The organism is Streptomonospora nanhaiensis (assembly GCF_026642255.1).
GTDB lineage: Bacteria > Actinomycetota > Actinomycetes > Streptosporangiales > Streptosporangiaceae > Nocardiopsis > Nocardiopsis tropica.
Genome location: NZ_CP113264.1, coordinates 2,674,996 through 2,699,249 on the forward strand (window position 1 = coordinate 2,674,996; position 24,254 = coordinate 2,699,249).

Here is a 24,254-nt window from a genome sequence, read left to right on the forward strand (position 1 = left end):
CGTGCGATCTTTGCGTAGTCAAACAACTACTCAAAGTAATGACGGGGGCAGGGCCACATGACCGCGCCGATGGACGTGCCCGAGTCGTCCCGACACGCCGACCCCGAGGCGGTGGTCGCGGGCGCGGCGAACGCGGCGAACAGGTCCCTGCGCCAGATCGCCTGGCAGAGGTTCCGTAGGGACAAGGTCGGCATGGCCGGCGGGATCATCGTCGTCCTCCTCATCCTCGTGGCCCTGTTCGCGCCCCTCCTCACCGCCTGGTTCGGCCACCCGCCCAACCAGTTCGACCAGGACCTGGTCGACCCGCTCACCGGTGGGGTCCTGCGCGACCCCGACGACCCCGCCCAGGGGCTCGACCCGTGGGGCGGCATCAGCGCCCAGCACCTCCTGGGCGTCGAACCCGTCAACGGACGCGACCTGTTCAGCCGTATCGTCTACGGCGCGCGCACCTCCCTGCTGGTCGCCACCGTCGCCACCGTGGTGTGCGTCCTCATCGGCACCGTCCTCGGCATCGTGGCCGGGTACTTCGGCGGCTGGATCGACACCGTCATCAGCCGGGCCATGGACATCTTCCTGGCCTTCCCGCTGCTGCTGTTCGCCATCGCCCTCGTCGGGGTCATCCCCGACGGTGCCTTCGGCCTCTCCGGCAACAACCTGCGCATCGGCGTACTGGTGTTCATCATCGGGTTCTTCAACTGGCCCTACATCGGCCGCATCGTGCGCGGACAGACCCTCACCCTCAAGGAGCGCGAGTTCGTGGAGGCCTCGCGCAGCCTCGGCGCGGGCAGCGCGCACATCGTCTTCCGCGAGATCCTGCCCAACCTGGTCACGCCGATCCTCGTCTACTCCACCCTGCTCATCCCCACGAACATCCTCTTCGAGGCGGCCCTGAGCTTCCTGGGGGTGGGCATCAACCCGCCCACCGCCACCTGGGGCGGGATGCTGGAGGGCGCCCTGCGCTTCTACACGACCTCGCCGCACTTCGTGATCATCCCGGGCCTGGCCATCTTCGTCACCGTCCTGGCCTTCAACCTCTTCGGGGACGGGTTGCGCGACGCGTTCGACCCCCGCTCCTCCGACTGACGCACCGGGTCCGGCCCGGGCCGGACCGTTCACCGGACCGTGCGGGGCGCGGTCCCACCATCGAATCCGACCAGGAGGCAAGGTGAGTACCCATCACTTCACACACGCGGGGCCGTCCAGGCGGCGCCGCGGGAGCGGCCTGGCCACCGCGTGCACGGCTGCGGCGGCGGCCGTGGCACTGCTGCTGAGCGCCTGCGGGGACGGCCGCGGCGGGGGTGGGGGAGGCGCGGCCGACGCGGAGTTCAACCAGGGGGAGACGGAGATCGTCAACCCCTCCGACCAGACCGGCGGCACCCTGAGGTACGCCATCTCCTCGGACTTCGACTCGCCCGACCCCGGCAACACCTACTACGCGTTCAGCTGGAACTTCACCCGCTACTACGCGCGCACCCTGCTCACCTACACCGAGGCGCCGGGGGAGGGCGGTACCGAGCTCCAGCCCGACCTGGCGGAGGGGATGCCGCAGGGCAACGAGGACTCCACCGAGTGGACCGTCAGGCTCAAGCCCGGCCTCAAGTACGAGGACGGGTCCGAGATCACCGCCGAGGACGTCAAGTACGCCATCGCGCGCAGCAACTTCGGCGACCAGGCGCTGCCCAACGGGCCCAAGTACTTCCAGGAGCTGCTCGCCGACAGCGACGACTACGAGGGGCCCTACGCGGACGAGGCCGACCCCCTGGCCGGGTTCGACGGCATCGAGACCCCGGACGACCACACCCTCGTCTTCCACCTGAACACGAGCTTCTCCGAGTTCCCGTACGTCCTCGTGCAGCCCCAGACGGCTCCGGTCCCGGCCGAGGCCGACCGGGGCGAGCAGTACCAGAGCCACGTCATGTCGTCCGGGCCCTACAAGTTCGACGGCGACTACCGCCCCGGCGTCTCCCTGAACCTGGTGCGCAACGACCAGTGGGACGCGGCCACGGACCCGACCCGCAAGGCCCTGCCCGACCGGATCGAGGTCCAGCTCGGGGTCGACCAGAACGAGATCGACCAGCGCCTGGTCAACGGCGAGGTCGACGTCGACCTCGCCGGCGCGGGGGTGGGCCCTGCCATGAAGGGCACGCTGATCACCGACGACACCCAGCGGCACAGCGTCGACAACCCGCAGACCAACACGCTGCGCTACGTCAACATCAACACCGTCATCGAGCCCCTGGACGACCCCGCCTGCCGGGAGGCGGTCATGTTCGCCGCGGACCGCGACGCCCTCCAGCGGGCGTGGGGCGGCGACACCGGCGGCGACATCGCGACGCAGCTGATGCCCGCCGCGCTCCCGGGCGCCGATCCGAGCATCGACCTGTACCCCTCCCAGGACGACAAGGGGGACCTGGACAAGGCCCGCGAGAAGCTGGAGGAGTGCGGTGAGCCCGACGGGTTCTCCACGGCGATCGGCGCCCGCGCGGACCGTCCCACCGACGTGAGCACGGCCGAGGCCCTCCAGCAGGCCCTGGCCCGTGTGGGCATCGACGTGGAGATCAAGCAGTACCCGTCGGACAGCTACACCAACACCCAGGCCGGGTCCCCGGACTTCGTGCACGAGAACGACCTCGGCCTGACCGTGTACGGGTGGGCGCCGGACTGGCCCAGCGGCTACGGGTTCATGAGCAAGGTGCTGGACGGCGACGCCATCCAGGACGCGGGCAACACCAACATCGCGGAGCTGGACGACAGCCGGATCAACGACTGGTTCGACGAGGTGGTCACCGTCGACGACCAGGAGGAGCGCGCGTCGATCTACACGCGGATCGACGAGCGGGCCATGCAGCAGGCCGTGATCGTCCCGGCCGTGTTCGAGCGGACCGTCCTGTACCGGCCGCCGCACCTGACCAACGTCTACTACCACGCGGGCTACTCCATGTACGACTACATGGCCCTGGGCACCACCCGGGAGTAGGGGCGGCGGGCAGGACGCCTCGCGGGTCGGGGGAGGGGCCTTCCGACCCGCGACGCCTGTCTTCGCACCTCGTGCCGCACCCGGATCCATCACACGCGTGGGCTCCACCGGAACCCCCACCGGGCGGGGTCCACACCGTGGTGCGGGAGAGGGGGTATCACCTGTTTTGCCAGTTCAGCTGACTATGAGGTTTCGGGGTGGCGTTCAGGCCTGCGGAAGTGGTTCGGGAGCGGCCGATGAGAGACGTTGCCCTTGGCCGCGCTCTTGTGCTTGTGGTGTCGTTCGCACAGCGCTTGGAGGTTCTCGTAGCGGTGGTCGTGGCAGTCGCCGATGTGGTCGACCTGGTTTGCGGGCTCACCGCAGATTCCCCCGACAGCCATTCGCCACTGGCAGACGTGACGGTCGCGGCGCAGGATGCGCGGGCGCCCGCGGCTGTACCAGTCGGAGGGCAGTTCGGCCCTGCGGTTGCTGCCCCTCCACCCTCCGGACAACGGGCACCTCCAGACGCCCCAGGTGATGGGCGGTTGCCCTGGTGTCCGCCTGTGGCCAAACGTCCTGAGGGGGTCGTGGCGCCCGTCTACTGTGGCGGCATATCCCTGCGCTGCCTTCGGAGACGCCTGTGTCGTACCCCCCGCCCCCGGGCCAGGACCCCTATGGCCATCATCAGCAGCCGCACCACCAACAGCCGTACTATCCGCCGCCGCCTCAGCAGCTTCCTCCGCCTCCGCCGATGCCCCGGTACTCCAAGAGCGTGGAGAAGCGGCGCGGGCTCGGCGGGCTGGAGAACTCGACGCACCTGCTGCTGACGATCTTCTCCTGCGGCGCCTGGCTGATGATCTGGATCCCGTGGTGGATCTTCCGGGTGATCGTGCCGAAGAGGCGCGTCACGAAGACCTACTACCGGTGAGGGCCGCCATGCGGCACTCCACGAAGCTGTTCATCCTGGTCGGCGTCGCCCTCGTGGTGACCGGTGTCGTCGCGGGGCTCCGACCCATCGAGCCCATCGCCCCCGCCCAGTCCGGGCCCCTGGCCATAGGCGAGTGCGGGAAAGTGTTCGATCGAGAGAGCAGCTACCTCGGAGGCCCGGAGTGTGCGGCCGCTTGGTCGAACCGAACTCTGCTTGTGTGGGGGTCGATTGTCCCGGGCGCCGTGCTGGCCTTCGGTGCGCTGATCATGGACCCGTCGGTCGGCAAGAAGCGGGACCCGGCGGGGAAGTAGTCGCCCGCGCCGTCCCGACGTGCCTCCCCTCAGGGACACGGAGACAGGGGCGGGACGTTGGGGCGCCCGACAGTCGGGGACGCATCACGGGGTGGAGGCTTCCTGCCGGGTGGGTCTGAACTGGGTCGATGATCGATCGCATTGTCGCTACCTGGGCGTTTCGGCTGTGGTCGAAGGCTGTGGCCAGTCCCCGCACGCTGGACGGAAACTGGTGGCCTTACACCGGAGAGCGAGGCGGCAGGCAGTCCTCCATGTGGCCAGATTCAGCGGACCGACAGAGGACACCGAGCCAAAGTCGACTTTGTAAGAATTCTTCCAACACACCATTTGGTGTGAAGTTTCTCTTCGAGGAGACTCATGGGCGCGATCAAGAAGAGCCTCGTCGCTGTTGCCGCAGCTGTTCTGATGACCACAGGTATGGCGGCACCTAGCCTCGCCGCTGCCACCCCTCAATCCCTTCAAACTACTGAGATCACTGAGAGCAACGCAGCTAAAATCCCCCCCTGGCTTGGACGAGAGCACATGACGTCGACCACCTCCCAGCAGACCCCCGTGACCGTGGCACACGGAAGCACCAGGCTCCAGATTCGTACCGGCGTGCACAGTAATGGTGTTCGGTACGGGTGGGCTCGCGTTCAAAACGGTGTTGCTGGTACGCACCTTCGCTTCGAAGTCGACCTGGACGGTGACCGGCGATATGACGATTTCAGGACTGCTCGGATAGAGGGTGGCACCGTATGGACGGAGGGGTATCCGACGTCTTCCTCAAGCAGCCGTGCGTTTCGGGCGTGCATCATGCCGATCCTTGGCTCCTGCGAAGCACCTAACACCCTGCGAACAACTCCGTGGTGGTAGCCGCGCTTCCTGAGTCCTAAGTGACTTGTGTGAATCAGGCATCCGCTGAGGGCCAAGGACTTTCTCGACCTCCTGGCCCACGCCATGCGGAACCGGCCGGCGCGTGAGCTGCGCGCCCGGCTGCGCCGCCTGGACGAACTCCACGGGGTCCCGTTCCCCTGACACCGGACCGGCGGCCCGGGCCCGTCCTCAGGCGTCGCCGTAGAAGTGCTCCAGCTGCCGGTCCAGGCGCGCCAGGTCCGGGTGCTCGCCGAACACCGCCCCCGCCCACCGTGACAGGGCGACCTCCCGGGGCACGGCCGCCGAGGCCGCCAGCGCCTCCTGCGCGTCCGCGCGGGTCCGGTGGAGCCTCTCCGCCGCCGGTCCGAGCAGCCCCCACAGGAACGGCGCCACCAGCCGGTCGTGCTCCGGGTCCCCCCGGCCCGAGAGCGCGTCCTGCACCATGCGCATCGCCTCCGGGTAGTCCACGCCGTGGGCGTCCGCCACGCTCCGGGCGACCCTCGCGCGGTCCGACGCGCTGAACAGGTTCGGCATGGACGTCCTCCTCGAAACGGTGTCTCCCGGGCGCGCCGTGCTCTCGCCCCGCGCGCCGTACGACCTGTGCGCTCCGACGCCGGGGCCGTGGCCCGGGCGGTGGCGCATCCCTGGAAACAGAACTAGCACGGGGAAGGGCCGGACGTGGTCAACTCCGGGTGATCGGGGGGCCTGTTCTCGTCCAGCTCCGGTGCTGCCGTGGCCGCGGAGGGCTCCCCGGGGCCGGGCACACACCGGCACGGATGAGCGTGATCAATCGAACACTCTCGGTTACTGTTGCCGGTGCGGGTGCGTCCTGGGCGGTCACCGTGGTCCCGGCGGCCCGCCGCGACCTGCCCCGTCCGAGCCCCTGAACGGAGAGCACGCGCGTTGCTGACCTACATCCTGCGCCGTCTGGGCGCCGGCCTCCTGCTGCTGGCCGTGGTCACCCTGGTCACCTTCGCCATCTTCTACGTGGTGCCCCGGTGGGCGGGACGGACCACCGAGCAGCTGGCGACCATGTACGTGGGCCGCGCTCCGACCCCCGAGGCGATCCAGGCCACCATCGAGCGGCTGGGACTGGACGAGCCCGTGTTCGTGCAGTTCGGGGAGTTCGTCCGGGGGATCTTCTTCGGCGCCGAGTACCGGTTCGGCCGCGACACCATCGAGTGCTCGGCGCCGTGCTTCGGCTACTCCTTCCAGAGCTACCAGGAGGTGTTCCCCGAGATCGTGGCCCGCCTGCCGGTGACGGCGTCGCTGGCTCTGGGCGCGGGCGTCATCTGGCTGGTCGGCGGGATCCTGGTCGGGGTGGTGTCGGCGGTGTGGAAGGGCAGCCTGTTCGACCGCCTGGCGATGGCCGTCGCCCTGGCGGGGGTGTCGCTGCCCATCTTCTTCACCGGCCTGCTGGCGCTGGCCTTCCTCGTGCACGCGTGGGGCCTGTTCGCCACGCCGGGCTACGTGCCCTTCACCGAGGACCCGCTGGGGTGGGCGGAGGGCCTGTTCCTGCCCTGGGTGACGCTGGCGTTCCTGCACGCCGCCATGTACGCGCGGCAGACCCGCGCGGGGATGCTGGAGACCCTGGGCGAGGACTACATCCGCACCGCCCGCGCCAAGGGGCTGAGCGAGGGGAAGGTGGTGCTCAAGCACGCGCTGCGCCCGACCCTGACCCCCATCGTGACGATCTTCGGCCTGGACCTGGGCCTGGTGCTGGGCGGCGCGGTCCTGACGGAGCAGGTGTTCTCGCTGAACGGGATCGGCCGGTACGCCGTCAACGCGATCACGCAGAGCGACCTGCCGGTGATTCTGGGGGTGACCCTGTTCGGGGCGTTCTTCATCGTCGTCTGCAACCTGATCGTCGACCTGGTGTACCCGCTGATCGACCCGCGCGTGCGCATCCACGGCTAGTGCCGGACGCGCGGGACGCGCCGCCCTGCGCCGGGCGCGACCGGGCGCCCGCCGAGGAGCAGTCCACAGACCCGCCGGACCGAGAGAGTAGAGGCGTCCCCTATGAGTGAGTCCGCACCGTCCTCCGCCGAGGCCGTCGTCCGGGTGGACGACCTGCGGGTGGTGTTCCCGACCATGGACGGCGAGGTCCGGGCGGTGGACGGGTTGTCGTTCGAGCTGCCCGCGGGAGGTGGGCTCGGCATCGTGGGCGAGTCCGGCTCGGGCAAGAGTGTGACGTCGCTGGCGCTGATGGGCCTGCACCGGGGCAGCCGGGCGCGGATCAGCGGTTCCATCGAGGTGGTGGGCAAGGACGTGGTGTCGGCGTCGGACAAGCAGTTGCGGCGGATGCGCGGCAACGACATCGCGATGGTGTTCCAGGACCCGATGCAGTCGCTGCACCCGCAGTACACGATCGGCAACCAGCTGGTGGAGGCGCTGCGCGTGCACCGGCCGCAGGTGTCGCGTGCGCAGGCGCGCGACCGTGCCGTGGAGTCGCTGGACCGGGTGGGCATCCCGCAGGCGCGCAAGCGGATCAACTCCTACCCGCACGAGTTCTCGGGGGGCATGCGCCAGCGCGTCCTGATCGCGATGGGGCTGATGTGCGATCCCAAGGTGCTGCTGGCGGACGAGCCGACCACGGCCCTGGACGTGACGGTGCAGGCGCAGATCCTGGACCTGCTGGACGAGTTGCGCCGCGACCTGAACATGGGCCTGATCCTGGTCTCCCACGACCTGGCCGTCGTCGCGGGGTCGGTGGACGAGGTCGTGGTCATGCGCCACGGCGTGGCCGTGGAGCGCGGCGACGTGCGCCGGGTCCTGTCCGCACCCGAACACCCCTACACGCAGGAGCTGCTGGACGCGGTGCCGCGCGTGGAGGTCTCCCGCGCCCAGCGGCGGGTGCGCGACCGCTCCGACCGGGCCGCGAAGGCGCGCGCCGAGCAGCGCAGGCAGCCGTCGGGGGCGACGGCGGCGGGGGAGGGCGGGGAGGAGTCCTTCGACGCGTTCGCCCCGGCCCGGGGGCCGGAGCGGGGCGAGGTCCTGCTGCGGGTGGAGGAGGTGTCGCAGAGCTTCAGGGTGAGGGGAGGGCTCTGGGGCCGCTCCACGGACTTCTGGGCGGTCAAGGGTGTGTCCTTCGATCTGCACCAGGGGGAGACCCTGGGGATCGTGGGGGAGTCGGGGTCGGGTAAGAGCACGTTGTCGCGGATGGTGATGCGTCTTCTGGAGCCCACCCGGGGCCGGGTGGAGTTCGAGGGGCGCGACATCACGCACATGTCGGAGCGGGCGCTGCGTCCGCTGCGCCGTGATGTGCAGATGGTGTTCCAGAATCCGTACTCGTCGTTGAATCCGCGTCTGACGGTGGGGGACGCGATCGGTACGGCGCTGCGGGTGCAGGGGGAGAAGGACGGCAGGAAGGTGCGCCGGCAGGTGCAGGAGCTGTTGGAGCGGGTGGGGCTGGAGCCCAACCACTACAACCGGTTCCCGCACGCGTTCTCGGGCGGTCAGCGCCAGCGGATCGCGATCGCGCGGGCGCTGATCCTCAAGCCGAAGCTGATCATCTGCGACGAGCCGGTCTCGGCGCTGGACGTGTCCACGCAGGACCAGGTTCTGCGGTTGCTGTCGGAGCTGCAGGACGACTTCGGTCTGACGTACATCTTCGTGGCGCACGACCTGGCGGTGGTGCGCCAGGTCAGCGACCGCGTCGCCGTCATGCGCAAGGGGGAGATCGTGGAGCTGGGGACCAGCGACGGCATCTACGGGGATCCGCGGAGCGAGTACACGCGCCAGCTGCTCACGGCGGCGCCCGTGCTGGACCCGGAGGAGGCCCGCCGCCTGCGGGCGGAGCGCGTCCGGCAGCGGGCGGCGGACGCCTGAGCCCTCCGCGGAGGGAGGCCCCCGCCGACCGCCCCGGGCCCTCCCGCGCCGCAGTCGCTCCGGGGGCCGCCCCGGCGGGGCCGGGCGGACGCGCTCCCGGCCCCCGCCGCTCAGAGCAGTCTGCGCCTGCCCGCCAGGGAGTCGATCCACTGGTGCAGGTGGTCCCTCCAGTCGCGTCCGGGGGCGTGGTCGGCGCTGAAGCGGTGGAAGCTGTCGCGGCCCTCGGAGAAGAGCAGGCCGGGCTTCTTGTCCAGCTCCAGCACCGCGTCGAACCCCTGCCCGTCGGTGACCAGGGACAGTTCGAGCTCGTTCAGCCCCCGATAGCGGCTCGGCGCCCGGAACTCGATCTCCTGGTAGAAGGGGAGCCTCTGGCGGGTGTGGGGGATGCGCCCCCGTTCGAGGTCCGCCTGCTTGAAGGCGAACCCGAGGCCGACCAGCGAGTCGAGGACCGCCGCCTGGGAGGGGAGCGGGGCGATGGCCACGGGGTCGAGGTCGCCGGGGTCCACGGCGCCCGCCACGTGCAGCCGGGTGTTCACCCCGACGTGCATCCGGTGCAGGTGGCGGCCCTGGTGGACGGTGATGGGCGTCTCCCAGGGGACGGGGAGCTCGAAGGGCACCTGGAAGCGCTGCCCGGGCGCCAGCACGGTGCCCTCGCCCAGGCTGACCCGGTGGAACTCCATGTCGCTGTTGACCTCGTGGTCGCCGACCTCGGTCTCGACCCGGGCCTGGAGGCCGACGGTGAGCCGTTCGACCCTCTGCTCGACGCTTCCCGCCTCGACGTGGACGACGCCCCGCAGGACGCCGCCCGGTTGGGTTCCGGCGGAGTCCAGGACGGTTTCGACGGAGGCTCCGCCGAATCCGATTCCGGCGAGCAGGCGTTTGAGGACCATGGCGTGATCTCCGTGCCGCGCCGGTGGTGCCGTGGCCGGGCGGCGTGCAGATGAGGGGAACGGGTTTCGGCACCCGGGGAAGAGACGCGGGGGAGGCGTCCGGGGTTCCCGGTCACCGTGTGTGTCCTGTTCGGCTCAGGTGAGGCCCCGCAGGAGGGCGCGCAGCCCGAGGTGGAAGCGGGCCTCGGCCTCGGCCTCGTCGGGGGCGTCCTCGTCGTCGGCGTGGCGGACCTGGTGGACGACCGCGCCGACGCAGTAGGAGTGGAGGGCGTCGGCGGCGCGGACCACGTCCTCGCCGGTCAGGCCGGCGTCGGTGAAGGCGCGGTGCATGAGGGCGCGGGTGGCGTCGCTGTCGGGGGTGTGCGGGGCGCGGTGCACCAGCAGGGAGAGCGCGCCGGAGTAGGCGAGCATGCGCGCGCGGTGGGTGTCGGCCCAGTCGGTCAGGCGGACGTCCCAGGGCCGGGTGTCGACGGCCTCCTCCTCCGTCTCCTCGGCGCCGTCCTCCCCGTCCGCGGGGGCGGTTCCGCTGGGGGAGGGCGAGGCCACGTAGGCGGCGATGGCGTTGAACAGCTGTTCCTTGCCCAGGGGGAAGTGGTGGTAGATGGCCATGGCCTCCACCTCCAGGGCGTCGCCCAGCCGGCGCATCGACAGGCCGCCCAACCCGCGCCCGGAGATGATGTGGAGCGCCTCGACGATGATGCGCTCGCGGCTGAGTCCGGCGTAGTTCCTGCTCACGGTGTTCCTCTCGGGGGTGTGGGACGCCAAGGTGGCAGATCCCGGGGACGGGGGCCACCACCGACGCGCGGCCCGGGTCGTCGGATGATCTTCGTCACCTCTAGAGTGGCCTCGACCGACGGTACGCGGGTACGGAGCGCACACATGGGACTTGCCAAGCAGAGCACGACACAGGCGCGCGAGAGCCTGGAGGCCGACCGGGAGCGGGCCGCGCGCCTGCCCGAGCTCCTGCGGGGAGTGGCCGAGGCGCAGGAGGCCCTGGACGCGGTGAGGGGCTCGGGGGCCTCCGTGGTCGAGGTCCACGAGCGGGGCGTGGCGCTGGACGAGGCGCTCACCGAGGCCATGAGGGCCGCCTACGCCAAGGAGCGGACACTGGTGGGGCTCAAGGGGTACCAGGACCGGATCCACCGCCGTAAGGGGTTGGCCCGGCCGCAGGTGCGCGAGGCGACGCAGACGGCGGAGACGCTGCTCACCGCCCGGGAGGCCCACCGGATGCACGGGATCCAGCGGGTGCCGCGCCTTCCGGGATGAGGCCGGTTCCCCCGGTTCGCCGCCGGCGGCCGGGGCGCGCACGGTAGTTTGGTGTTCGGTCCCTCCGGGGACCGGACACCGCAGCAGGCGACCGTGGGGAGCGCAGTAGGAGATGGCGGATTTCATCCGCATAGATCCGACGTCGAAGGTACCGCCCTACGAGCAGATCAGGTCGATCGTGGCGATCGCGGCCGCCAACGGCGAGCTCGCGGTCGGCTACCGGCTGCCGACGGTGCGCGCCCTGGCGGGCGAGCTCTCGGTGGCGGTGAACACGGTCGCGCGGGCGTACCGGGAGCTGGAGCAGGCGGGGGTGGTCGAGACCCGCGGGCGTTCGGGGACCTTCGTCGCCGCGGGCGGCGACGACCAGCGCGCGGAGGCGCTGGCGGCCGCGCGCGACTACGCCGAGGTGATCTCGCGCGTGGGCCTGGACCACGACGAGGCGGTGGAGATCCTGCGCGCGGCGCTGAGGCGCTGAGGTCCCGGCGCGGAGCGGACGCGCGTCCTCAGCGGCGCAGGCCGACCACGGAGACCACGTAGAAGGCGATCAGGCCCAGCCACACGAACGGCAGCATTCCCGGGGACCCCAGGGTCGCGGCGACGGCGCTGAGGGGGATGCTGACGCCCAGGCACACCACCGAGAGCACGAAGCGCACGGTGTTGGAGGGCATCCCGGCCCGGGCGGAGGCTCCGGAGGTCTGGCGCGCCACGTGGTGGCGGACCCGGTCCTCGATGGTGTCGTCGATGCGTTCGACCAGGGAGGCGGCCAGGGCCTCGTCGTACTCGGGTCCGAGTTCGCGGCTCGCTTTGAGGGCCGCGGCGATCTCGTCGCTGCGGTGGGGGTTGCTCGTCATGTGCGCCATCGTGCCACCGCGGGGGCCGCCTGTCGGGGCCGCGGGCCCCATACCAGGGGCGAATGGGGGAGATCCCTGAGGCCGGACACGCGAACGGGGCCGCCCCCCGTGCGGGAGGCGGCCCCGTTCGCGTGTCGGACCGCGTCTAGCTCGCGAAGTCCAGCAGCTGCTGGGCGCGGCTGGGGTGGCGCAGCTTGGACAGCGACTGCTTCTCCAGCTGCCGGATGCGCTCGCGGGTCAGCCCGAGGTGCTTGCCGATCTCGTCCAGGGTGCGCGGGCGGCCGTCCATCAGCCCGAACCGCAGGGACATGATGGTCGCCTCGCGCGGCTCCAGGTCGGAGAGCGCGTTGCGCAGCTGGTCGGCCATGAGCTGGCGGTCGACCACCTCGGAGGCCTCCGAGGCGTCGATGTCCTCGATGAGGTCGCCGATACGGGTCTCGCCGTCCTCGCCGATGGTCGAGTCGAGGCTGATCGGCTGGCGGGTGACCCGCAGCAGCTCCTCGATCTGGGCCGGGGTCTTGTCCAGCTCCAGGGCCAGTTCCTCGGGGGTGGGCTCGCGGCCCAGCGCCTGGTGCATGTCGCGCTCCAGCCGGCTCACCTTGCTGAGGAGCTCCAGGACGTGCACGGGAAGGCGGATGGTGCGGGCGGAGTCGGCGAAGCCGCGCTGGATGGCCTGGCGGATCCACCACATGGCGTAGGTGGAGAACTTGAAGCCCTTGCTGTAGTCGAACTTCTCCACAGCGCGGATCAGGCCGAGGTTGCCCTCCTGGACCACGTCCAGCAGCGACATCCCCCGGTCGCTGTACTTCTTGGCCACCGACACCACCAGGCGCAGGTTGGCCTCCAGCATGTGGGACTTGGCCTTGCGGCCGTCCTCGGCCACCCACTCCAGCTCGTCGACCTCGGCCTCGGACATCGGGACGGAGCCGTCGACGTCGCCGTGCAGGCCCAGCCGGTACTCGGCGTAGAGCCCGGCCTCGACGCGCTTGGCCAGGTCGACCTCCTGCTCCGCGGTGAGGAGCTGGCGGCGGCCGATGGCCTTGAGGTAGGTGTGGACCGAGTCGCCCATGGCGGGCGACTGGTCGTCGAGGTCGGCCTCACCGGTCTCCGGATCGGTCGTGGCCTGGGTGGTCTCGGTCTTCTTGGTGCGCCGCGTGGTGCGGGCCTTCCTCCGGGTGGCGGGGCCCTTGCGCGCCCCTGCCTTGCCGGATGCGGCCTTGGGTGCCTCGTCGGTGTCGGGCACCGTGGCGATGAGAGTGTTTTCCAGCACGTCGTCCTCGGCGTCAGGATCGGACACCAGCGCGGAGTCGTCGCCCCCGTTGGCGAGCCGGACCCCGTTCTCGGTGAGTTCACGCAGGATGGATCGGCCGTCTCCGGAGGAGACCCCGGCCGCGGTGAAAGCGGTACGCAGTTCGGAGAGGGACAGGTGTCCCTGGGCGCGTCCGCGGGTGATCAGGTCGGCCAGGGCCGCGTCGGCGGCCGCGTCCTCGTTCTGAGCGGGGCCGTCGGGGGCCTCGGCGGTGTGTGCCGAAGCGGCTAGGGCAGTGCTCGTCATCTGGGCACCTCCCTCCCTTCCAAGACGTATGGCACGTGGCGGAGGGTTCCCGCCGACTGGACGCGCCAATATGTCCAACGTGTCGGGGAGTCAAATGTTCCCTGTCTCGATTGGATATCGTCGAGAGTGGTACAGATCACTGGGTGGAGAGTGGCGAAGCGTGTGCGCGAGCGGGTAAAGGAGCCCGCTCGGGTGCGGCCGCGCCCCGGCCCGGTTGCCCGGCCGGGCCGCGAGGAGGGCGCAGGGACACGAACGGGTGGACCGATGGCTGGCGCCAACTGCGGACCTCCTTGGGAGAGGGGCCGAAGGGACCGGATACTCAGGTAGACGCGGGGGACCTCCGGGAAGTTCCCCGCCATCCGGGCCCGGCTGTCGTCGGCCGTGGCGGCACCGCCGGCGGACGGCGCCGACGACCCCCAGGTCAGCGCCCCTCTCCGCGGAGCGGAGCGCGGTACCCGGCGGGCCCAGGGTCCCACGCGTGCGGAGTGCGGCGGTAACGGCGGGGCGGGCGGGCCCCGGTCGGGCCCCGGTCTCAGGAGGCGGCGCCCCGCAGCGCCACCAGGTCCGGCTTGCCCGAGGCCAGCATCGGCAGGGACCCGCGCAGGTCCAGCTCCCGCGGCGCCGCGTAGGAGGGCAGGCGCTCGCGCACCCACGCGCGCAGCTGCTCCAGCGTCGGGGGCGCGTCCGGGTCTGCGGGCACCACCACCGCGCTCACCCGCTCGCCCCACTCCGGGTCGGGGCGGCCCACGACCACCGACTCGGCCACCGCCGGGTGCTCCATCAGCAGGGCGTTGACCTGGCCGGGCACCACCTTGTGGCCGCCGGTGTTGACGACCTCGTCCATACGGCCCAGCACGGTCAGGCGGCCGTCCGCGTCCAGGCGGCCCAGGTCGTTGGTGCGCAGCCAGAGCCGCCCGTCGCCGTCGGCGGCCGGCGCTCCCGGATCGTCGGGGCTGCCCGGGGGCAGCCGGTACCCGCTCAGGAGCACCGGCCCCGACAGCAGGATCCGCCCGGGCCCGCCGGGGGCCTCGGCGTCGATCCGCACCCGGACGCCGTCCAGGGGGACGCCGTCGTAGACGCATCCGCCGCAGGTCTCGCTCATGCCGTAGGTGGTCGCCACCCGCGCACCCGCCGCGCGGGCCGCCCCGACCAGCGCGGGTTCGGCGGCGGCCCCGCCGAGCAGGACCGACCCGAACAGGGAGGGGTCCACCCCGGCGGCCATGAGCCGCCGCAGCTGCGTGGGGACCAGGGACACGTGCGGCCGCAGCCGCTCGGCGGCCTCCCGCACCGTGTCCACGTCGAAGGGGGCGTGCACCGCCCGGGTCCCCGTCACGAGGGCGCGCATCATCACCTGGATGCCGGAGATGTGTCCGGCGGGCAGCACGCACAGCCACGGATCGCCCGGGAGGGCGCCGATCCGCGCGACCGAGGCGCGGGCGGAGGAGCGCAGGGCCTCCGCGGACAGCTCCACCCCCTTGGGAGCGCCGGTGGAGCCCGACGTGGTGACGACCAGGGCGGTGTCGGCGCCCGCCGGCGCGGAGCCCCCGAGCGCGGTCACGCCGTCCGGGCCGCGCAGGGAGGAGGGCCGCATCGCGGCGAGCAGGTCGCGCACCCGCGCGTCGGGGGTGCCCGCGGGGACGGGCAGCAGGGCGGGGCCCTCGCCGTCCAGGGCGCGGGCGAGCAGGTCCCCGAACCGCTCCGGCGCCAGTCCGAGGACGGCCTGGAGGGGGCGGCCCTCCTCGGACGGGGGGACCTCGACCTGGGTTTCGACCTGATTCTCGCGTGCCACGCCCGCCAGGGTACGCCCGTCCGCCGCCACCGCGCCCGCGGGCTCCGCGCACCCCGGGCCGGGGCCCCGCGCCCCGGGCGGCGACCGGGGGCGGGGCACCCCGGGGCACCGGGTGGCCGGGTGCGTGCCTGTTCGTCCCGGCTCGCCTGGCAGAATGCGTAGGGTTGACGCTTGGACGCGGCCGACGAAGGCGCGTCCGCGTCGTCCCCAGTGTCCCCGTGAGGAGAAGTAGTAGCCGTGAGCAGCGTGATCGACTGGCAGCGGTCGGGCGAGTATTCCGACATCATCTACGAGACCGCGGAGGGCATCGCCAAGATCACGATCAACCGCCCGGAGCGGCACAACGCCTTCCGGCCCCAGACCCTGTTCGAGCTCCAGCAGGCGTTCAACATCGCCCGCGACGACTCCGGGGTCGGCGTGATCATCTTCACCGGCGCCGGCGACCAGGCGTTCTGCTCCGGCGGCGACCAGAAGATCCGCGGCGACGACGGGTACATCGGCGACGACGCCGTGGCCCGCCAGGGCATCGGCCGGCTCAACGTCCTCGACCTGCAGGTGCAGATCCGCCGCCTGCCCAAGCCCGTCATCTGCATGGTCGCGGGCTGGTCCATCGGCGGCGGCAACGTCCTCCAGGTCTGCTGCGACCTGACCATCGCCGCCGACAACGCCAAGTTCGGCCAGACCGGCCCCAAGGTCGGCTCGTTCGACGGCGGTTACGGTTCCTGGCTGCTCGCCGAGACCGTCGGCCTGAAGAAGGCCCGCGAGATCTGGTACCTGTGCCGCCAGTACAGCGCGCAGGAGGCGCTGGACATGGGCATGATCAACACCGTGGTCCCGCTGGAGGACCTGGAGAAGGAGACCGTCGCCTGGGCGCGCGAGCTCCTGGAGAAGTCCCCCCTGGCGCTGCGCATGCTCAAGGGCGCCATCAACGCGGTCAGCGACGGCGCCGCCGGGATGCAGCAGTTCGCCGGTGACGCCACGATGCTCTACTACATGAGCGAGGAGGCCCAGGAGGGCCGGGACGCGTTCAAGGAGAAGCGGCGTCCGGAGTTCGACAAGTTCCCGCGCCGCCCGTGACGCCCCCCGTCGGGCCCGGCCCGGAGGGCGCCCCCGCCGGGGGGCGCGCCTTCGCGGTCGGCCTGCGCGACCGCTTCCGCGGCGTCACCGTCCGGGAGGGGATGCTCGTGCGCGGGCCCTCCGGCTGGGGCGAGTTCTCGCCCTTCGCCGAGTACGGTCCGCGCGAGTCCTCCCGCTGGTGGGCGGCCTGTCACGAGGCCGCCTTCCTCGGTTGGCCCGAACCGGTCCGCGACCGGGTGCCGGTCAACGTGACGGTTCCCGCGCTGGGCCCGGAGCGGGCCCGCGCGATCGTCGCCGCGGGCGGTTGTGCGACCGCCAAGGTCAAGGTCGCGGAGAGGGGGCAGGACCCGGCGCAGGACCTGGCCCGCGTCGAGGCCGTCCGCGACGCCCTCGGCCCCTCCGGGAAGGTGCGCGTGGACGCCAACGGCGGCTGGGACGTGGACACCGCGGTGCGCATGGTCCGGGCCCTGGACCGGTTCGGCCTGGAGTACGTCGAACAGCCGTGTGCGACCCTGGAGGAGCTGGCCGAGGTGCGCCGCCGCGTCGACGTCCCGGTGGCCGCCGACGAGTCGATCCGCCGGGCCGAGGACCCCCTCAGGGTCAGGGCCGCGGGCGCGGCCGACATCGTGGTCCTCAAGGTCCAGCCCCTGGGCGGGGTGCGGGCCGCGCTGCGGGTCGCCGAGGCGTGCGGGCTTCCCGTGGTGGTCTCCAGCGCCGTGGAGACCTCCGTCGGGCTCGCGGCCGGGGTGGCCCTGGCCGCGGCGCTGCCGGACCTGCCCCACGCGTGCGGGCTCGCCACCGGGCAGATGCTCACCGCCGACGTCACCGCGGACCCGCTGCTGCCCCTGGACGGGTTCCTGCCGGTCCGGCCGGTGGCGGTGGACGAGGAGAGCCTGCGCGCGGTGGAGGTGGACCCCGCCGGATGGCGTGCCCGGGCCGAGGCGGCCCGCGCCGCGGCGGACGAGGTCTTCGGAACCGGCTAGCCCCGGCCCGGCGGACCGGCGCCGACGCGTCGGGCAGCGGCGCGCCCGGCGCGGATGTGCCGGGAACAACAGCGGGATTCGTTCGACCTCCGCCCCGGGTGGGGGTTGACTGGAGGGGACGAGTCCACGCGGCGATACTTGGTACACCTTGAGACGATCGAGAGAGTTGATGAATCCGTCTACCGCCCTGGCGCGGGTCCTCGTCGACGAGCTGGCCCGAGGCGGCCTGGTCGAGGCCGTGGTCGCGCCGGGGTCGCGCTCGACACCGCTCGCCCTGGCCCTCGTCGCCCACCCCGAGATCCGCGTCCACGTGCGCGTCGACGAGCGCTCCGCCTCGTTCCTGGCACTCGGCCTGGCCCGCGCGTCCCGGCGCCCGGTGGCGGTGGTGTGCACCTCCGGCACGGCGGCCGCCAACCTCCACCCGGCCGTGATGGAGGCCGACGAGAGCGCGGTGCCCCTGCTGGTGCTGACCGCCGACCGGCCTCCGGAGCTGAGGGGCACCGGGGCCAACCAGACGGTGGACCAGATCGGCCTGTACGGCGGCGCCGTGCGCATGTTCGCCGAGGTGGGCACCCCCGACCCGGTGCCGGGGATGGTCGCCTACTGGCGCTCCCTGGCCTGCCGCGCCTGGGGTGCGGCGGTGGGGGGCAGACCCGGGCCGGTCCACCTCAACGTGGCCTTCCGCGACCCCCTGACCCCCGACGACTCCGCCGACGCGTGGCCCGAGCCCCTGGAGGGGCGCCCGCACCGCCGGCCGTGGATCAACCGCCCCGGACCGCCCTCCCGGCCCGAACCCTTCGTCCTGCCCGCCGCGGAGCGCGGCGTGATCGTGTGCGGCGACGGCGACTACGACCCGGTGCCGTTCCTGGCGCTGGCCGAGCTGACCGGGTGGCCGCTCCTGGCCGAGCCCACCTCCAACGCGCGCAGGGGGGACGCCGTCTCCACCTACCGCCAGCTCCTGGCCTCGCCCCTCTTCGTCTCCGGGCAGGCCCCGGAACTGGTGGTGAGCGTGGGGCGCCCGAACCTGTCCCGCCAGATCCTGGCGTTCCTGCGCAGGGCCGATCGGCACGTCGCGGTGACCGCCGGAGCGGTGGGCGACCCCGCGGGAAGCCTGGCCAACGCGTTCTCCGACCCGGCCCGCACCGCCACCGACGTGGTCGCGGCGGTCGCGCCGCCGGCGGGTCTGGACCCGGCCTCCCCGCCGCGCACGGCGTGGTCCGAGAGGTGGCGGCTCGCCGAGGCCGCCGCGCGCGGCGCGCTGGACGCGGTCCTGGACGGGGACGAGGTGCTGAGCGAGCCCAGGCTCGCCCGCGACCTGGCCTCCCACCTGTCAGCGGGCTCGCTGCTGTTCGCCGGGTCGAGCATGCCCATCCGCGACCTGGACGCCACCATGCGGGCGCGCTGCGGCGTGCGCCTGGTCGGCAACCGGGGCGTGAGCGGGATCGACGGCACCGTGTCCACCGCCGTGGGGGCCGCGCTCGCCCACCAGGGCGCGGACGGCGGCCAGGCCTACGCGCTGCTGGGCGACCTGGCGCTGCTGCACGACCAGAACGGTCTGATCATCGGCCCGGGGGAGCCCCGGCCCGACCTGGCCGTCGTGGTGGTCAACAACGACGGGGGCGGGATCTTCTCCGGCCTGGAGCAGGCGGGGCACCCCGACTTCGAGCGGGTCTTCGGCACGCCGCACGGGGTGTCGATGGAGCGTGTGGCGGCCGTGGCCGACCTGCCCTACACGCGGCTGGAGTGGGCCACCGACCTGCCCAAGGCGCTCCTGGGGGAGGGCCTGCGGGTCATCGAGGTGTGCACGAAGAGACCGGAGAGCGCCGCGCTGCGCCGCAGGCTGCAGTCGGCGGTGGACGCGGCGGTCGAAGCGGCCCTGTGAGGACCTGCCGGAGCCGTCGCACGCGACCGGCGCCGGCCGTGCGGGCGCGACCGTGACACGGGCCCCGTCCCGCGGCCCCTCCGGGGCAGGGACGGCCGCGGTGCGATCGCGGAGGGGGCGTCGCCGGAGCCCTCGCGGGCACCGTCCGGACCACGGTCCACAGCGACGCCGACCGGGAGCCCGCCCCGGCGTCCGGGGCCGGACCGATGTCGGACCGGATCATCAGGTCTGTCGGCAGGGCCCGCCACGGCGTCCGGGCCCGTGACCCGGACACGTGCGGGGACGGTGCTCCGGGCCGGAAGGCGCCGACCGGCTCCACGGCCGCCCGCGTGCGTCGGCACGGCGCCGATCGCGCCCCCGGTGGACAGGGCGGTCGGCCGGAACCGCGACGGGTCCGGTGCGCACGCCCCGTGCGGGCGGGGTTCAGTCCCGCCCGAGCTCGGTGCAGACACAGGCCCTGTTCCCGTCGGGGTCGGCCAGCACGACGAAGGCCGGTGCGCGGCTGTCGTCGACGACGCGTCCGCCTGCGGCGACCGCTGCGGCGATCCGCCGGTCGGCGGCTTCCGGGGGGACGGTGACGTCGAGGTGGAAGCGCTGCCGGCCGGGTGCGGTCGAGCCGGTCGCCTGGAACCACAGCGGCGGGAGTCCTCCCGCCGGGTCGACCACGCTGCCGTCCGCCCCGCATCCGCCGAGAACGGCCGACCAGAACGGCAGCACCGCCTCCGGCGCAGGCGTGTCCAGGGCCAGTTCCAGCACCTGTACCCGGTCCGGTCGCGCGGACAGCCCCCGGTCGGACGCGAGCGCGCTGATGCGCTCGGCCAACCGGACATCCTGTGCGGTCACGCCGCCGGCGTCTTGGCCGCGCAGGGCGAGCTGGACGTGCCCCGCCCGCAGGTCGGCGTCGGGCGGACGGTCGGCCTCCTGGGCGAGTCGTCCCACGGCGGCGACGAACGCGGCCCCCGCTCCGAACGAGGCGGTCTCGAACCGGGCGCGCAACGCTCCCAGCAGCCATCGCCAGTCGGCCGGACCGGCCCGGTGGACCCCGGGGCGGGTGGTCTGCTCTGCCATGTTCCGACGATAGGCCACGGCTCCGACACCGCGCCGCCCACGGCGCCGGGGAGCGGACCCGCCCCGCGGCGGCACGCCCCGGCCGCGCCGACCGGCGGGGCCGGGACGCCCCCGCCCGGCCCGCCGCCCTCCCACCTGCGCCTATCCTGTGGGCCATGGCCGAACACGCGAGGCCACCGTTGAGCGGCGACCTCGCCCAGCGCGTGGTCGACCTGATCGCCCCGACGATCAGCCACAACATCAACGTGATGGACGAGCACGGCACCATCATCGCCTGCCTGGACCCCGACCGGCGCGGCACCCTCCACCGCGGCGCCCAGAGGGTGATCGCCGAGGGGCGCGGGGTGCTCGTCACGTCCCCCGAGCCGGGCACCTCCGACCGGCCCGGGGCCAACGAGCCCCTGGTGGTGGACGGTGAGCTGCGCGGTGTGGTCGGGGTGACGGGGGACCCGCACGAGGTCGCGCCGCTGGCCCGGGTCGTCGCGCTGACCGTCCAGCTCCTCCTCGCCCAGGAGTACGAGCAGGACGCGGTCACCCGGCGCCACACCGAGGCCCGCGACCTCATCGCCGCCCTCAGCTCGGGCACCGCCCGCCCTGCGGCGGCCCGGGCCCGGCTGGCCGCCGCCGGGCTCGCCCCGCCCTGGTCGCTGGCCCTGTGGGCGGCCGCCGCCCCGCGCCCGGACGGCTCCGCCGCCCCTCCTGGCCTGGCCGAGACGGCCGTGGTCCGCATCAACGCCGACGCCGGGCACCGGGCCGCCGTCCTGCACGGGGCCCTCTGGCTGGTCGGTTCCGGTGCCGCCCCCGCGCCGCGCGCCCCGGGCCTGCCGCCCGAGAGCCGCCACACCGCCACCGCGCCCACCGACGATGTCGGCGTCCTGCTCGCCCACGCGGAGGAGGCGCGCGCCCTGTGCCGCTACGCCGGGCTGATCCCCGCCGCGGCGAGCGGCGTGCCGTGGTCGCGGACGATCGCCGTGGCCGTCGCCCACCTGCCCCCGCGCACCCTGGAGAACCTGGCGGGAAGGGTCGCGGAGCTCAACGGCGCGCTGCGCCGCACGGTCGTGGCGGTGGCCTCGACGACCTCGATGCAGGCCGCGGCGGACTCGGTGTACGTCCACCGCAACACCCTGCTCCAGCGGGTGGAGCGGATCCGGTCCGTGACGGGTCTGGACATCCGCCGGGCCGACCACCTGACCACGCTCCAGATGGCCCTGTACGCGTGTGATGCTCTGGGCGAATCGCACACAGGGTTCACATAAAGTCCCAGGAAGACTGGGCGAATCACCGTCGAAACGCACCGGTGATGTGCTTAGGCTCTCCTGCATGTCCACAGCGTTTCGCACACATGACGAGGCATCCCCCCTCCGCGTCGCCATCATCCCGGACTCCTTCAAGGGGAGTGCCGGGGCGGTGGACGTGGCTGCGGCGATGGCCCGGGGCGTCCAGGACGCCTTCGACGAGCAGGGCACGCCGGTGGCGGTCCGGACCCTGCCCTTCGCCGACGGCGGCGAGGGCACCCTCGACGCCCTGCTCGGCGCCTGGGGCACGACCGCGCTGACCGCGGACACCACCGACGCCCTCGGCAGGCCCGTCCGGGCCAGGTACGGGCTCTCCCCCGACCACCTGACGGGCGTCATCGAGGCCGCCGAGGCCAACGGGCTGCCCGCGGTCTCCGACGTCCCCCTCCGGCCGCTGACCGCGACCACCCGGGGCATCGGTCCCCTGGTGTCGTCGCTGCTGGACGCGGGTGTGGAGGAGATCCTCCTGTGCATCGGCGGCTCCGCCACCACCGACGGGGGCACCGGCCTCCTCGCCGCGCTGGGGGCGCGCTTCCTCGACGCGGACGGCTCCGAGCTCCCCGACGGGGGAGGGGCCCTCACCGGCCTGGACCGCGTCGACCTCGACGGGCTCGACCCCCGCGCCCGCCGCGTGCGCTGGCGCATCGCCTGCGACGTCACCAACCCCCTGCTCGGCGACGAGGGCGCGGCCGCCGTCTTCGGCCCGCAGAAGGGCGCCTCCCCCGAGGACGTGCGAACCCTGGACGCCGGACTGCGCCGCCTGGCCGACGTGCTCGCCGAGGCCTCCGGGACCGACGTCCGCGACCTCCCCGGGATGGGGGCCGCCGGCGGCCTGCCCGCGGGGCTGACCGCGCTCATGGGCGCCGAGGTCGTCCCCGGCTCCCGCATGGTCGCCGACGTCCTGGGCGCCGAGGAGCTCCTCTCCCGGGCCGACCTCGTCCTCACCGGGGAGGGGTCCTTCGACGGCCAGTCCCTGGCCGGGAAGGTCGTCGACGCGGTGCGCCGCCTCACCCCCGCCGACCGCCCCGTCGTGGTGATCGCCGGCAGGGTCGCGGTCTCCGCCGAGGAGCTCCGCCGCTCGGGCATCACCGCCGCCTTCTCCATCGCGCGGGGCCCGGGCTCCCTGGAACAGATGCAGGACGAGGCGATCCCCGGCATCACCTGGGCCGCCTACAACTGCTGCCGGCTCCTCGCGAACAGCTTCACCCGACCCGTACATCCCTAAGGAAAACCGCACGTGACCGCGCTCCTGATCCTCATCGTCCTCGTGGCGGGCATCGTGCTCGCCACAGCGCGCTGGAAGGTCAACCCCTTCCTCGCGCTCATGGGCGCCGCCATCCTCGGCGCCTTCGCCTTCCGCCTTCCGCTCGGCGAGATCGTCACCACCGTGACGACGGCCTTCGGAAGCACCCTGGGCAACATCGGCCTGGTGATCCTCTTCGGCACCATGATCGGTGTGATCCTGGAGCGCTCCGGCGCCGCCATCTCCATGGCCGAGGCGCTGATCCGGGTGATCGGGACCCGGTTCCCGAACCTGACGATGACGCTGATCGGCTACATCGTCTCCATCCCCGTGTTCTGCGACTCGGGGTACGTGGTCCTCAACTCGCTGCGCAAGGCGATCACCCTGCGCACCGGCGTGTCCTCGCTCGCCACCGCCATCGCGCTCATGACCGGCCTGTACGCCACGCACACGCTGGTGCCGCCGACCCCGGGCCCGCTCGCCGCCGCCGAGAACATCGGCATCGCCGACAACCTGGGGCTGGTCATCGCCTTCGGCCTGCCGGTCTCGGCCGTGGCCGCGCTCGCGGGGCTGGCCTACGCGACCGTGTTCTCCCGCCGCGACTTCACGCCGCTGCCCGCCGAGAGCGACGACGACATCTCCACGCAGACCTACGAGGAGCTGCGCGAGAGCTACGGCCGCCTGCCCAACGCCTTCGCCGCGTTCCTGCCGATCCTGCTGCCGCTGGCGCTCATCTGCACCTCCTCGGTGGTCAACCTCCCCGGCCGGCCGATCGGCGAGGGGACCGCCTTCGACGTCCTCACGTTCCTGGGCACCCCGGTCATCGCGCTCGTCATCGGCCTCCTGGCCGCGACGACCCTCCTGCGCGGCTCGGGCAAGCTGACCCGGTTCAACGAGCAGATGCACGAGTCGATCCGCGTCGCCGCACCGATCCTGCTCATCACCGGCGCGGGCGCCTCCTTCGGCGCCGTGCTGGCGGCCTCCCCGCTGACCGGCTTCCTGTCCGAGAACCTGGCCGGACTCGGCATCGGCCTGGCTGTGCCGTTCCTGATCGCCGCGGCGCTCAAGACCGCCCAGGGCTCGTCCACCGTGTCGATCGTGAGCACCTCCGCGCTGATCGCGCCGATGCTCGGCTCGCTCGGGCTCGCCTCCCCCGAGGGGATGGTCCTGACCGTGCTCGCCGTGGGTGCGGGCGCGATGGTGGTCTCGCACGCCAACGACTCCTACTTCTGGGTGGTCTCCCAGCTCAGCCGCATCCCGGTGGCGACGGCCTACCGCACCCTCACGGTGGCGACCGCCGTCGAGGGCGTCGCCGCCTTCGCCGCGATCCAGGTGCTGGCCCTCTTCCTGCTGTGACCCGCCGCGGCGTGCCCCGGCCCGTACGGCCGGCGGCGCGCCTCTCCGCGTCGCGTCCGCCCCCGCCGGGACCCCGGCGGGGGCGGACGCGTCTTGGGCCCCTGCCGGCCGCGGCGCACGC

General features: G+C 72.8%; 22 protein-coding genes. 14 read left to right on the top strand and 8 right to left on the bottom strand.

Going from position 1 to position 24,254, the window contains the following annotated elements; all coding sequences use genetic code 11:
* Positions 1-57: 57 nt before the first annotated feature.
* Entirely contained in the window at positions 58-1,083 is a 1,026-nt protein-coding gene (locus OUQ99_RS11455) for an ABC transporter permease (RefSeq protein WP_267949417.1), read from the top strand.
* A gap of 82 nt (positions 1,084-1,165) precedes the next feature.
* Positions 1,166-2,977, top strand: a complete 1,812-nt coding sequence (locus OUQ99_RS11460; protein ID WP_267949418.1) for an ABC transporter substrate-binding protein — start codon at positions 1,166-1,168, stop codon at positions 2,975-2,977.
* Positions 2,978-3,159: 182 nt separating this feature from the next.
* Here OUQ99_RS11460 and OUQ99_RS11465 read toward each other — a convergent pair whose 3' ends face one another.
* Complete coding sequence (locus OUQ99_RS11465; protein WP_267949419.1) at positions 3,160-3,468, bottom strand: HNH endonuclease; 309 nt, start codon at positions 3,466-3,468, stop codon at positions 3,160-3,162.
* Positions 3,469-3,707: 239 nt separating this feature from the next.
* Here OUQ99_RS11465 and OUQ99_RS11470 point away from each other — a divergent pair, with 239 nt between their 5' ends.
* Positions 3,708-3,884, top strand: coding sequence for a hypothetical protein (locus OUQ99_RS11470; protein ID WP_267949420.1), 177 nt, complete (start codon positions 3,708-3,710; stop codon positions 3,882-3,884).
* An 8-nt stretch (positions 3,885-3,892) separates the two neighbouring features.
* Positions 3,893-4,195, top strand: coding sequence for a hypothetical protein (locus tag OUQ99_RS11475; protein WP_267949421.1), 303 nt, complete (start codon positions 3,893-3,895; stop codon positions 4,193-4,195).
* A gap of 1,044 nt (positions 4,196-5,239) precedes the next feature.
* Here OUQ99_RS11475 and OUQ99_RS11480 read toward each other — a convergent pair.
* Entirely contained in the window at positions 5,240-5,584 is a 345-nt protein-coding gene (locus tag OUQ99_RS11480; protein WP_267949422.1) for a hypothetical protein, read from the bottom strand.
* A 369-nt stretch (positions 5,585-5,953) separates the two neighbouring features.
* Between OUQ99_RS11480 and OUQ99_RS11485 the strand changes: the two genes are divergently transcribed.
* Together OUQ99_RS11485 and OUQ99_RS11490 are read left to right on the top strand one after the other, a co-directional pair.
* The gene (locus OUQ99_RS11485) at positions 5,954-6,967 is read left to right on the top strand and encodes an ABC transporter permease (protein WP_267949423.1); all 1,014 of its coding nucleotides are present in this window, start codon (positions 5,954-5,956) and stop codon (positions 6,965-6,967) included.
* A gap of 102 nt (positions 6,968-7,069) precedes the next feature.
* Positions 7,070-8,878, top strand: coding sequence for an ABC transporter ATP-binding protein (locus OUQ99_RS11490; RefSeq protein WP_267949424.1), 1,809 nt, complete (start codon positions 7,070-7,072; stop codon positions 8,876-8,878).
* A gap of 110 nt (positions 8,879-8,988) precedes the next feature.
* On the opposite strand, the gene OUQ99_RS11495 is transcribed toward OUQ99_RS11490, so the two are convergent.
* Together OUQ99_RS11495 and OUQ99_RS11500 are read right to left on the bottom strand one after the other, a co-directional pair.
* Complete coding sequence (locus tag OUQ99_RS11495; RefSeq protein WP_267949425.1) at positions 8,989-9,768, bottom strand: sporulation protein; 780 nt, start codon at positions 9,766-9,768, stop codon at positions 8,989-8,991.
* A 135-nt stretch (positions 9,769-9,903) separates the two neighbouring features.
* Entirely contained in the window at positions 9,904-10,503 is a 600-nt protein-coding gene (locus OUQ99_RS11500) for a TetR/AcrR family transcriptional regulator (RefSeq protein WP_267949426.1), read from the bottom strand.
* Between the two features lie 144 nt (positions 10,504-10,647).
* Here OUQ99_RS11500 and OUQ99_RS11505 point away from each other — a divergent pair, with 144 nt between their 5' ends.
* Both OUQ99_RS11505 and OUQ99_RS11510 read left to right on the top strand, forming a co-directional pair.
* Positions 10,648-11,034, top strand: coding sequence for a hypothetical protein (locus OUQ99_RS11505; protein WP_267949427.1), 387 nt, complete (start codon positions 10,648-10,650; stop codon positions 11,032-11,034).
* A 112-nt stretch (positions 11,035-11,146) separates the two neighbouring features.
* Positions 11,147-11,509, top strand: coding sequence for a GntR family transcriptional regulator (locus tag OUQ99_RS11510; RefSeq protein WP_267949428.1), 363 nt, complete (start codon positions 11,147-11,149; stop codon positions 11,507-11,509).
* Positions 11,510-11,537: 28 nt separating this feature from the next.
* On the opposite strand, the gene OUQ99_RS11515 is transcribed toward OUQ99_RS11510, so the two are convergent.
* The 3 genes from OUQ99_RS11515 to OUQ99_RS11525 form a co-directional block, all read right to left on the bottom strand.
* Positions 11,538-11,894 carry a hypothetical protein gene (locus tag OUQ99_RS11515; protein ID WP_267949429.1) on the bottom strand — a complete coding sequence of 119 codons (357 nt, stop codon included), beginning with the start codon at positions 11,892-11,894 and terminating at the stop codon, positions 11,538-11,540.
* A gap of 136 nt (positions 11,895-12,030) precedes the next feature.
* Positions 12,031-13,440, bottom strand: coding sequence for a sigma-70 family RNA polymerase sigma factor (locus tag OUQ99_RS11520; protein ID WP_267949430.1), 1,410 nt, complete (start codon positions 13,438-13,440; stop codon positions 12,031-12,033).
* Between the two features lie 532 nt (positions 13,441-13,972).
* Positions 13,973-15,229: an AMP-binding protein gene (locus tag OUQ99_RS11525; protein WP_431061498.1), complete on the bottom strand. Its 1,257-nt coding sequence runs from the start codon at positions 15,227-15,229 to the stop codon at positions 13,973-13,975.
* Between the two features lie 237 nt (positions 15,230-15,466).
* Between OUQ99_RS11525 and menB the strand changes: the two genes are divergently transcribed.
* The 3 genes from menB (at position 15,467) to menD (ending at position 19,171) form a co-directional block, all read left to right on the top strand.
* Positions 15,467-16,306 carry a 1,4-dihydroxy-2-naphthoyl-CoA synthase gene (menB, locus tag OUQ99_RS11530; RefSeq protein WP_267949431.1) on the top strand — a complete coding sequence of 280 codons (840 nt, stop codon included), beginning with the start codon at positions 15,467-15,469 and terminating at the stop codon, positions 16,304-16,306.
* Positions 16,303-17,289: an o-succinylbenzoate synthase gene (locus OUQ99_RS11535; protein ID WP_267949432.1), complete on the top strand. Its 987-nt coding sequence runs from the start codon at positions 16,303-16,305 to the stop codon at positions 17,287-17,289. The genes menB and OUQ99_RS11535 overlap by 4 nt, the downstream gene beginning before the upstream one ends.
* Before the next feature lie 169 nt (positions 17,290-17,458).
* Entirely contained in the window at positions 17,459-19,171 is a 1,713-nt protein-coding gene (gene menD / locus OUQ99_RS11540) for a 2-succinyl-5-enolpyruvyl-6-hydroxy-3-cyclohexene-1-carboxylic-acid synthase (protein ID WP_267949433.1), read from the top strand.
* Between the two features lie 423 nt (positions 19,172-19,594).
* Here menD and OUQ99_RS11545 read toward each other — a convergent pair whose 3' ends face one another.
* Positions 19,595-20,239 carry a VOC family protein gene (locus tag OUQ99_RS11545; protein ID WP_267949434.1) on the bottom strand — a complete coding sequence of 215 codons (645 nt, stop codon included), beginning with the start codon at positions 20,237-20,239 and terminating at the stop codon, positions 19,595-19,597.
* A 155-nt stretch (positions 20,240-20,394) separates the two neighbouring features.
* Between OUQ99_RS11545 and OUQ99_RS11550 the strand changes: the two genes are divergently transcribed.
* The 3 genes from OUQ99_RS11550 (at position 20,395) to OUQ99_RS11560 (ending at position 24,133) form a co-directional block, all read left to right on the top strand.
* Positions 20,395-21,495, top strand: a complete 1,101-nt coding sequence (locus OUQ99_RS11550) for a CdaR family transcriptional regulator (RefSeq protein ID WP_267949435.1) — start codon at positions 20,395-20,397, stop codon at positions 21,493-21,495.
* 64 nt (positions 21,496-21,559) lie between these two features.
* On the top strand, positions 21,560-22,759 hold the full coding sequence (locus OUQ99_RS11555; protein WP_267949436.1) for a glycerate kinase: 1,200 nt from the start codon (positions 21,560-21,562) through the stop codon (positions 22,757-22,759).
* Positions 22,760-22,771: 12 nt separating this feature from the next.
* On the top strand, positions 22,772-24,133 hold the full coding sequence (locus OUQ99_RS11560) for a GntP family permease (RefSeq protein ID WP_267949437.1): 1,362 nt from the start codon (positions 22,772-22,774) through the stop codon (positions 24,131-24,133).
* Positions 24,134-24,254 lie beyond the last annotated feature (121 nt).